This is a genomic window from Nemorincola caseinilytica, from assembly GCF_039540515.1.
In the GTDB taxonomy this organism is placed as follows: Bacteria; Bacteroidota; Bacteroidia; order Chitinophagales; family Chitinophagaceae; genus Nemorincola; species Nemorincola caseinilytica.
The window spans coordinates 101780-113778 of the sequence record NZ_BAABFA010000001.1; the positions used below are offsets into that span (position 1 = coordinate 101780).

At 49.9% G+C, this 11999-nt stretch carries 8 protein-coding genes; 5 read left to right on the forward strand and 3 right to left on the reverse strand.

What is annotated here, in order from left to right:
* Positions 1-107 precede the first annotated feature (107 nt).
* Positions 108-413 (reverse strand): FtsB family cell division protein, encoded by a 306-nt coding sequence (locus ABD843_RS00535; protein WP_345076878.1) that lies wholly within the window; start codon positions 411-413, stop codon positions 108-110.
* A 177-nt stretch (positions 414-590) separates the two neighbouring features.
* Positions 591-1880 (reverse strand): phosphopyruvate hydratase, encoded by a 1290-nt coding sequence (gene eno / locus ABD843_RS00540; protein ID WP_345076881.1) that lies wholly within the window; start codon positions 1878-1880, stop codon positions 591-593.
* 149 nt (positions 1881-2029) lie between these two features.
* On the opposite strand from eno, the gene ABD843_RS00545 reads away from it, so the two are divergent.
* The 4 genes from ABD843_RS00545 (at position 2030) to ABD843_RS00560 (ending at position 10732) form a co-directional block, all read left to right on the forward strand.
* Positions 2030-5272 carry a toll/interleukin-1 receptor domain-containing protein gene (locus ABD843_RS00545; protein ID WP_345076884.1) on the forward strand — a complete coding sequence of 1081 codons (3243 nt, stop codon included), beginning with the start codon at positions 2030-2032 and terminating at the stop codon, positions 5270-5272.
* Positions 5273-5377: 105 nt separating this feature from the next.
* On the forward strand, positions 5378-5770 hold the full coding sequence (locus tag ABD843_RS00550) for a cytochrome c maturation protein CcmE domain-containing protein (protein ID WP_345076886.1): 393 nt from the start codon (positions 5378-5380) through the stop codon (positions 5768-5770).
* A 196-nt stretch (positions 5771-5966) separates the two neighbouring features.
* A complete protein-coding gene (gene ccsA / locus ABD843_RS00555; RefSeq protein WP_345076888.1) occupies positions 5967-8450 on the forward strand; it encodes a cytochrome c biogenesis protein CcsA in 2484 nt (827 codons plus the stop codon).
* A 470-nt stretch (positions 8451-8920) separates the two neighbouring features.
* A complete protein-coding gene (locus ABD843_RS00560; RefSeq protein WP_345076891.1) occupies positions 8921-10732 on the forward strand; it encodes an ABC transporter ATP-binding protein in 1812 nt (603 codons plus the stop codon).
* Positions 10733-10760: 28 nt separating this feature from the next.
* Here the strand turns inward: ABD843_RS00560 and rnhA are convergent, their stop codons facing one another.
* A complete protein-coding gene (gene rnhA / locus ABD843_RS00565; RefSeq protein ID WP_345076894.1) occupies positions 10761-11261 on the reverse strand; it encodes a ribonuclease HI in 501 nt (166 codons plus the stop codon).
* Positions 11262-11370: 109 nt separating this feature from the next.
* Here rnhA and ABD843_RS00570 point away from each other — a divergent pair, with 109 nt between their 5' ends.
* Positions 11371-11802, forward strand: coding sequence for a VOC family protein (locus tag ABD843_RS00570; RefSeq protein ID WP_345076897.1), 432 nt, complete (start codon positions 11371-11373; stop codon positions 11800-11802).
* Positions 11803-11999: the final 197 nt, after the last annotated feature.

Below are 11999 nucleotides of genomic sequence, written 5' to 3' on the forward strand. Positions count from 1 at the left end.
CATCTTTGTTGCCGCATTACCCGTGTACAGCCCTTTCAGATATGTGTGCAAAACAAGAATGGCGACCTGTAGAGGTCGCCATTCTTCTATACATTAGTATTAGCTGCTTATTGCTCTATCACATACACATCCTCTCCCTCATGCTTCATCCTGAAGCTCTCGCGCGCATAGCGCTCCAGCCTTTCGGGGTCATTGGGGCGGCCCTGCATATCTACCGTCAGTGTTCGGGTCTCTGTCTCCATTTCGGCTATCTCGTGTCGCAGGTATTCTATGTTCGCTCTCAGGTCGTCCAGCTCGTGCTGGCGGTCGCGCAGTGTCATCCAGTCGTTCTGGTCAAAGTACATCACCCATGCTACAAAGCATATGGTCACAATGAAGTACTTGTTCATTATCACCCTTGTTACTTTTTTCATAGGTATCGCCATCTGTACGCAGTTTTACTTTACCGAAATTACACCCGCACCTGCAGAGCGCATTCAAATACTTATCAACATATCCACACATATCCCATCCCCTCCGGGGGAGCAGAGCCTATCTCCCTCTCCTTAGGAAAGGCCTGCCTGCCGGTAGTCAGGGTGGGGGAGAGGTCCCTACTTACCGAACTGCAGCATCTTGCCGGGATAGTAGGCCGTATCTTTCAGCTCTTCCTCTATCCTCAGCAGTTGGTTATACTTCGCCATACGGTCGCTCCTGCTGGCCGATCCTGTTTTTATCTGGCCACAATTCAGGGCCACGGCCAGGTCGGCTATGGTAGCATCCTCGGTCTCGCCGCTGCGGTGGCTCATTATGGTATTGTACCTGTTGTGCTGCGCCATGCTCACGGCATCTATTGTCTCGCTCAGGGTACCTATCTGGTTCACCTTTACCAGCAGGCCGTTGGCTGTGCTTTCTTTTATACCTTTTTCCAGGCGGGTCACATTCGTCACAAAGAGGTCGTCGCCTACCAGCTGTACCTTGTCGCCAAGGGCCTCTGTCAGTTTCTTCCAGCCTTTCCAGTCGTCCTCGGCCATGCCGTCCTCTATGCTCACTATGGGGTACTTCTTGCACCATTTTACCCAGTATTCCACCAGCTCGTCGCTGCTCATCTTCTTGCTATCGCTTTTGTGGAAATGGTATTTCTTGTCCTTCTCGTTCCACAGCTCGCTGTTAGCGGCATCCATAGCTATGGCCACTTGCAGGCCCGGCTTGTAGCCAGCCTTCTCTATGGCTTTCAGCACGGTCTCTATGGCCTCCTCATTGCTCTGTATATTAGGGGCAAAACCACCCTCGTCACCCACATTGGTGCTGTAGCCTTTATCTTTCAGCACGTTCTTCAGCGCGTGGAATATCTCTACACCCCAGCGCAGCCCCTCGCTGAAGGTGGATGCGCCGATGGGCATCACCATGAACTCCTGGAAGTCTATCTTGTTGTCGGCATGTGCGCCGCCGTTCAGTATGTTCATCATGGGCACAGGCAGTGTGCGGGCATTGGCGCCGCCTACATACCTGTACAGCGACAGGCCTGTGCTCTGCGCTGCTGCCTTGGCAGCGGCCATGCTCACAGCCAGTATGGCGTTCGCGCCCAGCTTTGCCTTGTTGGGCGTTCCGTCTATGTCCAGCATTATTTTGTCTATGGCACGCTGGTCGGTCACGTCACAGCCATACAGTTCTTCGGCTATTATGTCGTTGATGTTGCTTACGGCTTTCAGTACACCCTTGCCCAGGTATTTTTTCTTGTCACCGTCGCGCAGCTCCACTGCCTCATGCTTGCCGGTGCTGGCGCCGCTGGGTACGGCCGCACGACCCATATTGCCTTCGCTCGTATATACATCGGCCTCTACCGTAGGGTTGCCCCTGCTGTCCAGTACCTGGCGGGCAACTATGTCTGTGATAAAACTCATGTGGATGTTTTTGGTTTTGTGCTGCAAAAATATAGGTTAATACGCGATCTGGTACTTACTGATGTCATATTATTTATTCCGGATGTACATTGATATTCATGTAGAATATTTTTATCTTGTAGCCTTGGCCATTATACCCACTCCCCGATATGGAAAATACACCGCAGCGTTTCAAGTATTACGCATTCATAAGCTATAGTCATAAAGATGAGAAATGGGCCAAATGGCTGCATGAAAAGCTAGAGAACTACAAGCTACCCAATATCATCAGGAAAGAGACCGATGGCCGCCTGCCAAAGGACATCAGGCCTATATTCCTCGATAGGACCGACATCAACACAGGGCCGCTCAAGTCTACGCTCACCCGTGAGCTCGAAGACTCAAGGTTCCTCATCGTAGTTTGCTCGCCCAATGCCGCCGGCTCCGAATGGGTGGACCGTGAAGTAGAGCATTTTATCAAGATAGGCCGTGCCGACAGGATCATACCCTTCATAGTAGATGGCAGCCCGCAACCCACAGCCGGCCAGAAACAATGTTACCCACCATCGCTCGATAAAGAGATACTAGGCGCCACCCTCGAACCCTCTAAAGAGCAGGCCTTTGTAAAGATAGTCGCTTCTATACTGGGCCTCAAGTTCGACGACCTGTGGCAGCGGCACGAGCGCCGCAGAAAACGGCAAAGGAATATCAACTATACTGTTGCCACACTGCTTACCATCTTCGTCGCCATGGCCTCCTTTCTTACCTGGGACCATTACCGCGATAAGGTCACTTACTATGCCGACTATGCAGAAAGGTTCGGCATACCCAATGGCATATATGCCCTCACCCCCGAACAGGCCGTCCACCGGGCCGAGCATTTCAAATTCACATCCAGCGAGGGCAAGCTGCGCAAAGTAGAGCATGTCAACTCATCCGGAGTGCCCATAACATATCAAGAGGTCACCTATAGCGATATGGCCCGCCCCGTCACGTTAAAGCTCATCTACTCAGAAAAAGGCGATCTCGAACGTGCCGACCATGCCGATCAGACCGGCCGCGTCATAATGAGCCACAAATATTCGGGAGAGGATCTCAGTGAGATAGACATAAAAACAGCCAAAGGAAAGGATATGGCCCTTTTCACCACCACCGGTATCTCCAAAAGTTTAGGTGTCATACAAAAGACCAAGATCAACCGTTACTCCGTAGAGCGAAATACAAAAGGAGAGATAACCAAGGTGGTCTTTAAATATGGCGGCTTCGATGTAGTATGCGATGGCAATGGCATATACGGGTACGAATATACCCGAGATGATCTGGGCCGCATCACAGAGATGCTGTACCTTGATAAGGACGGCGCCCCCATGCAGAACGGTAGTGGTGTTGCAGGCCGTTCTTTCGAATACGACGCATATGGTAATGTGATATCAGATACCCGCTTCGACCTAAATAGGGAATACACCAACGACATAGGCGGTTTTGCCAGGTACACCGCCACATCGGATGATAACGGCAATATCGTCCGCGAAGCATACTTTGGTGAAGATGGGAATGCTATTTCTTGCAAAGCCGGCTATGCCCAGATCTCCTTTAGGTACGATGATAAAGCATGTATGGTAGAAAGCCGGGCTTGGGACAAAAATGGCAACCCGACCCTCGATTCTAACGGTACATCTATGATACGATGCCGGTATGATGATAATGGAATGAGAATACGCGAGGAATACTTCGATATCAATGGGGCCCATTGTTATAATAAAGTAGCTATCAGCATGTATCAATTAGAATATAACAAAGATCGTCTCCTTGCATCAGAACGTTATTACGACACTCAGGGCAGACCATGCTATGGTAAAGGTGGCTATGCGATGACAAAGTACGAATATGATGAAAATGGCATCCCGGTACAACAGACCTATTACGACGAGAATGGGCAGCTTTTTCTTGGCAATGATGGCTATGCTATATGCAAGGCAAAAGTGAATGAAAATGGAGATGTTACAGAGATAGCCTATTTTGATACTGATGGAGAACCCTGTTATTTTACCGACCGGTATTCCATTTTAAGGGCAGAATATGATGTTAGAGGAAACCTTAAGAAATACGCTTTTTATGATACTAAAGAACGACCCTGTTTTTCCACCCAGGGTTTTAGTATCACCACTATGAAGTTCGATGATAATGGAAACATCATCGAACAGGCATATTTCGACACACAAGGCATGCCATGCTTTCGCAAAACATCGGAAGTATACTCTAGGCTAAGTGCTGAATATGAAAAGAACAAGGTCACTATTTCGCGCTTTGGAGATGATGGCCTGCCTTGCCTCGACGAGACCTGGATCGCAAGGTCGGTCATAGTATTCAATGATCTGGGCAAACCCATATCCACATATTTCTATGGATTGGAAGATGAGCCCGTGATGTGTAAAAGTGGCTATGCGCAAATGCATACCGAATACGATGCAAAGGGAAATATCTCCAGGGAATCATATTACGATGCTGATGGACTGCTATTAGATGGGCCCTATGCAATTGCCATTATGGAATACGACCATAATGATAGAGGCCAAATGATAGAAATGAGGGCCTATAACAATAACAGGCAACTCATATCCGAGCCAATAAATGGCAGTTGCGCAATAAATAAGAAAAAATATGATGATAGGGGGAATCTGGTAGAAGCAAGTTATTTTGATAGATATGGCTACCTTATGTCCGGAATATGCAGAACAGAATACCGCTACAATGAAAAAGACGAAAAGGTAGAGGAGCGGTCCTATAACAAAGCCAGTGAATTGGCATACAACGATAATGGGTTTGCCATTGCCAGGTATACATACGACCTGCGCGGCAATATCCTCGAAGAGAACTATTTCGGTACAGATGGAAAACCCGTTATCTCCAGGGACAGGTATGCTACCGAAAGAAACACCTACGATAGGAATGGTAAACACCTATCTGTCTCGTTTTATGATACCGACAACAAACCATGCAAGAACTATGCCGATGAGCACATGATATGTTATCGATACGATGAACGTGGTTTTAGTATAGCAGACAGTATTCTCGGTACCGATCTTTCCCCATCTAATAATGATCTGGGTACACACAGATACCTGCGCGAGTTCGATGCACGGGGAAATGCCCTGAGATACATATATGTACCATTGGACGGGACAGTATATAAGAAAACAGCACCAGTGATACAGATGAGATACGACAAACGGGATAATAGGATAGAGAGAATAAGCACCGATATGAATGGTGACCTATTCTATTATAGCAGCGCTTCCTGCCCTGTGACCCGGTATACCTACGATGCCAGGGGAGTACTTACCTCTACCATCGACTACAAAACATATACCGAGCCCTGTTCTTTCAGAGGCGGTGGCCGTATGGGGGATTGATGTATAAAAAGACGATTTCCTGACCAACACGCTGCTCTTGCTGAACTTTATACATTGTCAATGCATTATCTTTGCGGCGGAAAAGCAACTTTTCCGGCACAGGAGATGAAAAAGACGCATATCGTATTACTGGTATTGATAATGGCCGCCATTGCCGGTCTTATCACCATATTTGGCGATTTCAGCTCTTACGAGACATTCGCATCGGCATCCAAAGAGCCCAAGAAAAGCTACTACATCATAGGTACGCTCGATACCACCGAGGCCATGCTCTACGACCCCCATGTCGATGCCAACCACTTTACCTTTTATGCAAAGGACAAAGCAGGGGCACAGAGCAGGGTCATATTCAATGGCGAAAAACCAAGGGACATAGAGAAGTCGGAACAGATAGTGATGATGGGGTATATGGATGGCGATACGTTCCACTGCTCCCGCATCCAGATGAAATGCCCATCGAAGTACAAGAAAGACCAGGTAGCAGTAGGGAAGGGGTAGTTTTTGAGGGTAGATAGTATTTAGTATATAAGTAGATAGGCAAAGAGTAGATAGGGCTTTAGCACACATACCATGTGCGTTTTGCATATATACAGTTGACCATCTGCTGGACCACACAAAATGACCATCTACTATCTACAAAGTACCGAACACAAAATGACCATCTACTAACGACTACCTACTCACGACTAAAAAAATGGACAACATACAATACATAGGAGAACGTTTGTGGCCCGGGCAACTGGGTCATTTTTTTGTTATCGTCTCTTTTGTGGCGGCATTGTTCAGCGCGTTCAGCTATTTCAGGTCGGCAGGCTCAGAGCACGATGCCACTGTCAGTAGCAAATGGCTGCTGATGGGCAGGTGGGGTTTCGTTACACATTCCTTCTCCGTAGTGGCCATTTTTGTGGCGCTGTTCTACATCATCACCCGCCACCTTTTCGAATACCACTATGCATGGGAGCATTCCTCGCTCGATATGCCCTCCGAATACCTCCTCTCCTGCTTCTGGGAAGGGCAGCAGGGTAGTTTCATGCTCTGGACCTTCTGGCATGCCATATTGGGCCTTATCGTCATGCGTACCGCCCGCGGGCTGGAGAGCCGCACCATGGCTGTCATATCCGTGGTACAAGTATGCCTCACCACCATGATACTGGGCCTGTACCTGGGCGAGCATATCAAGGTAGGCAGCACCCCCTTTATGCTGCTGCGCCATGCCATGCCGGAGGCCCCATTCTCCCGTATGCCCAATTACCTGGAGATGATAACCGATGGCAACGGCCTCAACATACTCCTGCAGAACTACTGGATGGTCATTCACCCACCCATACTTTTCCTTGGCTTTGCCCTTACGCTTATACCCTTTGCCTATTGCATAGCCGCCCTGTGGAAGGGCGATATGCAAAGCTTCATAAAGCCCACCATAGTATGGTCGCTGGCGGGTGGGGCCATTCTGGGTCTCGGTATCATGATGGGAGGCGCTTGGGCATACGAGTCGCTCAATTTTGGTGGCTACTGGGCGTGGGATCCCGTAGAGAATGCATCCCTCGTGCCATGGCTTACCCTTGTAGGCGGCCTGCATACACTGCTGGTATACAAAAGCACCAAAAGGGCATTTACCATCACTTTTGTGCTGCTGCTGCTCACCCACTTGCTCATTTGGTATTCTACCTTCCTTACCCGCACGGGCATCCTGGGCAAGACATCGGTACACGCCTTCACCGGCGATGGTACGGCCCTTACCTACCACCTGCTCATAGTTATAGGCCTGCTGCTGCTGCTTTCTATAGCGCTTATGGCCTATCGCTGGAAGGCCATGCCCCGCATCCGCACCGAGGAAGAGATCCTATCCCGCGAGTTCTGGATGTTCATCGGCTCTGTCATTCTGTTCCTCGCATCCATAGAGATAGCCATTACCACCTCTATACCTGTATGGGCGCCACTGGCCAAATGGATCACCGGCAAAGACCTTGCCCCGCCCACCGACCCCATGTCGCATTACAACAATATACAGGTGTGGGTGGCCATCATCATAGGTCTGCTCTCGGCCACCATCCTCTACATGAAGTACAAGAACAGCGATGGCAACGTACTGGCAAAACGCCTCGGCGGCACGGGTGCGGTGGCCCTCGTTATGGCGGCGCTCATTGCCTGGGGGCAGGAGATAACCACCTGGCAATATGTGCTCATGCTCTTTGCCGCCTGCTACGGCATAGTGTCCACCATATGGTATGGGGCAGCCATACAAAAAGGCCGTTTCAGTAAGCTGGGCGCTTCCGTATCGCATCTTGGTTTTGCTACTGTGCTGCTGGGCATCTTACTTTCTTCTTACAATAAGCACGCTATATCGCTGAATACCACCGGAATGTCTTTCGACCTAAAGAAGAACACCCAGAGCGAGACCATAAAAGAGAACATGGAGAATGTCATCATGTTCCGCGGTGTGCCAGTGGCTATGGGCCCCTACTTTGCCACCTACATCGGCGATAGCGAGGTACACAGCAAGGACAGGCGCATCTACTACCGAGTAGTGTTCGAGAAAAAAGATACCGTCACCAAAAAAGTATCGGAGCGCTTCACCCTATACCCCGATGCGTTTATCAACCCCAAGGGACAGCAGGGCCTCAGCGCTAATCCATCTACCAAACATTACTGGGACCGCGATGTGTTCACCTACATCAATAGTGCTACCGATAAAAGCAAGAGCGATACCAGCAGCTACCGCAGCCATACCGTACAGAAGCCGGGCGATTCCATATACCTCAGCAATGGTTTTATGATCTTCCGCGGTTTCAGTAACCAGATCAATGACAAACGCTACCAACCCGCAGAGGGCGACCTGGCCGTAAAGGCCCAGCTCGATGTCTATGACCTGGCCGGCCTCAAGCAGACCCTGAACCCCATATACATACTGCGCGACAAACAGTACATAATGCAGGTAGATGATACGTTGGAGGCTATGGGACTCTACACACGTTTCGGTGCCCTCAATGTACACTCCAAAGACTCTGCCTCTGTAGATATACAGGTACGCCAGACCAACCCCATGGACGACTTCATAGTCCTCAAAGCCCTTGTCTTCCCCTACATCAATGTCCTTTGGCTGGGTGTAGTGGTCATGGTGTTCGGCTTCCTTATCAGTATGACCGCCGCCATCCGTGCCAAACAGGTGACATCTTAAACCTCATTGAGTTAGGTCACAATATATTTTCTCCCATCTAAGACTACCGATTACCCATATCTTTTTGCAGTTGTAAGGATCCGTCATAATGCTCCGCCAGGAGCAAAAGGTTTGTAGGAATATCTTTTTATCAGGTCTTTGCTCCGTCAGGAGCTACCCATATTTTGTCGGGTAGCCCGCTACGGGGCATAACAACATGAGGTTTCCATTTTTGCTACAAACATATAGCCCCGCCGGGGCACAACATATCCCTCTGGGATGAACGAAATGAACGAGTGTAGCATCAGGAGGTGCTGGCATGGGCCGTATTTTTACCGAGAAAAGACGATCGTTCACCGAAAACCATAGTTCCCCGCCTCTCACTGTTGTAAATTTGCACCTGTTTCAAACAATGTGAGTGTGCTATAGCATTCACAGCCCACCTCCCTCTCCTTTGGAGAGGGTTGGGGAAAGGTAGATAAATAATAATAATGGCGCGCCCAAGAGATACCAGCAAAGAAGACCTGCCAAAGGTCAAGATCACTAAAGAGTCCATTAAAGAGACCCTTCTCATTTACAATTACCTGAAACCCTATAGAGGCACCTTTATAGCCGGCCTCGTATTCATAGCGCTCTCCAGCGGCACCATGATGGGTTTCCCCTATATGCTGCAAAAGCTCATAGATAGCGCACACGGTACACCCAAGCCTCCATTTGCCTTTTCGCCCACTACCATCGCCCTCATAATGGTGGCTCTGCTAGGGGTGCAAATGATATTCTCCTTCATGCGTATATACCTGTTCACCTATGTGGGCGAGAACACGGTTTCAGACCTCCGGCAGGATATATACAAGCGCCTCATCACTATGCCCATGAACTTTTTCGGGCAGAACAGGGTGGGGGAACTCTCCAGCCGCATATCGGCCGATGCCAACCAGATACAGGAGGCCGTTACCGGTCTGCTGGCCGAATTCCTGCGCGGCTGCCTCATCATGATAATGGGTATGGCCTATATCCTGTTCATCAACTTCAAAATGACCCTGCTCATGCTGTCGGTCGTACCGGTGATAGTGGTCATAGCGCTGGTGTTCGGTAAATACATCCGCAAGATGTCGCGTAAGGCGCAGGACCAGCTTGCCGAGTCCAATACCGTAGTACAGGAGACCCTGTCGGGTATAGCCAACGTAAAGGCATTCTCTAACGAATGGTACGAGACCGGCAGGTACAGAAAAAATATCTCCGAGGTGGTGAATATGTCCATCAAGAATAGCCGTTTCCGCGGCCTGTTCGTTTCCTTCATGCTGTTCAGCGTGTTCGGGGCCGTTACATTGGTGGTATGGTATGGTGCGGGTCTCATGCAGGCCGGTCAGCTCTCCTTTGGCGATCTTACCGCTTTCGTGGTCGTTACTGCCTTCGTTGGCGGCACTATGGCAGGTTTTGCCGAGATATTCAGCCAGTTGCAAAAGACCCTCGGCGCCACCCAGCGTGTGCGCGAGCTGCTGCGCGAACAGGTAGAAGATGTGACCGTTACCGATACCGTGGTAGAAGAGCAGTACCGCCTGCGTGGCAATGTCACTCTCGAACATGTCAAATTCAGCTATCCCTCCCGCCAGGAGATACAGATCATCAAAGACCTCAGCCTCAATGCCCGCAGCGGCCAGCAGATAGCCATAGTAGGCCCCAGCGGTGCAGGCAAAAGTACTATTGTGTCCCTCCTTTTGCGCTTTTACCAGCCCGACAGCGGCCGCATACTCTTCGATGGCCGCGATGCTGCCTCCATACCGCTCTCGCAATTGCGCAGGCAAATGGCCCTTGTGCCGCAGGATATCCACCTCTTTGGCGGTACCATATATGAGAACATAGCCTACGGGCGCCCCAATGCCACCCTGGAAGAGGTGCAGAACGCTGCCCGCAAGGCCAATGCCCACGAATTCATATCCCGTTTTCCCGAGGGGTACAATACAACGGTGGGGGAGCGCGGCATAAAGCTCTCCGGCGGCCAGCGCCAGCGTATAGCCATAGCCCGCGCCATACTGAAGGATCCTGTTATACTACTGCTCGATGAGGCTACAAGCTCGCTCGACTCAGAATCGGAGGCCCTGGTACAAGATGCCCTGCAGAACCTGATGAAAGACCGTACATCCTTCGTCATAGCGCACAGACTTTCCACCATCCGCAGTGCCGATCAGATACTTGTGCTGGAGGATGGACGTGTACGCGAGAGCGGTACCCATCACGAGCTCATATCTATCGAGGATGGCCTCTACCGCAACCTCAATAAACTACAATTGTTCGAAGGTTAGTAAAAAAAGCTCCCTATAGGGCCGGGGGTCACATCAGCATCTCATCCTTGTCGCCCGCCTCATAGCCCACATCTTCCAGCAGGTTGCCGCTATCGGCCGCCGCAGTGGCCAGCTGGTCGCAGCGGTTGTTCCATTTATTGTCGGCATGGCCCTTTACCCATACCATGCGTATGCGGTGCTTGCGGTATTCCTTTAGAAAAAGCTGCCACAGGTCGGCATTCTTTTTTCCTGCAAACCCTTTTTTTAACCAGCCCCATACCCATTTTTTCTCCACGGCGTTCACCACATAGGCCGAATCCGTATATATCGTTATATCCAGCCCTTCGCGCTTCAGCAGTTGCAGGGCCGCTATCACGGCCATCAGTTCCATGCGGTTGTTGGTAGTATGGCGGTAGCCCTGCGATATTTCCTTTATCGTATCTCCCCAGTGCAGCACAGCGCCATAACCGCCGTTGCCGGGGTTCCCGCGCGATGCGCCATCCGTGTATATTATCAGTTGCGACAGATCCCGAGTCTTATTAGGCTGCAATGATACGACACAGCGCCCGCATATCTAATAGCGCTTACTTATCCACAAAATAATGTTCTGTTCACCCGAACTCCTTTACTTTGTGCCGAACCTCAAAAACACACTTTTTATGGCAAAGATGAATCCTTACCTCAATTTCGATGGCACAGCAGAAGATGCCTTCAATTTTTACAGGTCCGTTTTCGGTGGCGAATTCACAGGCGTATTCCGCATGGGTGGCAACCCGGGTAGCGAGAACCTGCCCGAGGCCGAGCAGAACCGCATCATGCACATATCGCTGCCTATAGATGCCAACACCACGCTCATGGCTTCCGATATTCTGCCATCTGCCGGCCACGTTCTCAACAACGGCAATAATGTACACATATCCCTGCATCCCGAAAGCCGCGAAGAGGCCGACCGCCTGTTCAATGGCCTGTCGGTCGGTGGCAAGGTAGAAATGCCGCTGCAGGATACCTTCTGGGGTGCATACTTCGGTAACTTCCAGGACAAGTTCGGCATCAACTGGATGGTGAACTATGACTCTAATACACCGCAGTAACTAACTAATAACCAATAGTATGAGACCGGCAGCTTTCTTAGAAAGCTGCCGGTCTCTTTTTAAAAAGAACAAACGATCGGATTTTCTCATGCACAAAATAATTTTAAAATATATTTGTATATCTAAAAAATATCGCGTAACTTTGTCTCATAATTTATATTATGTTAAATTGAATTCTCCTTCTTTTTAGAACCCTT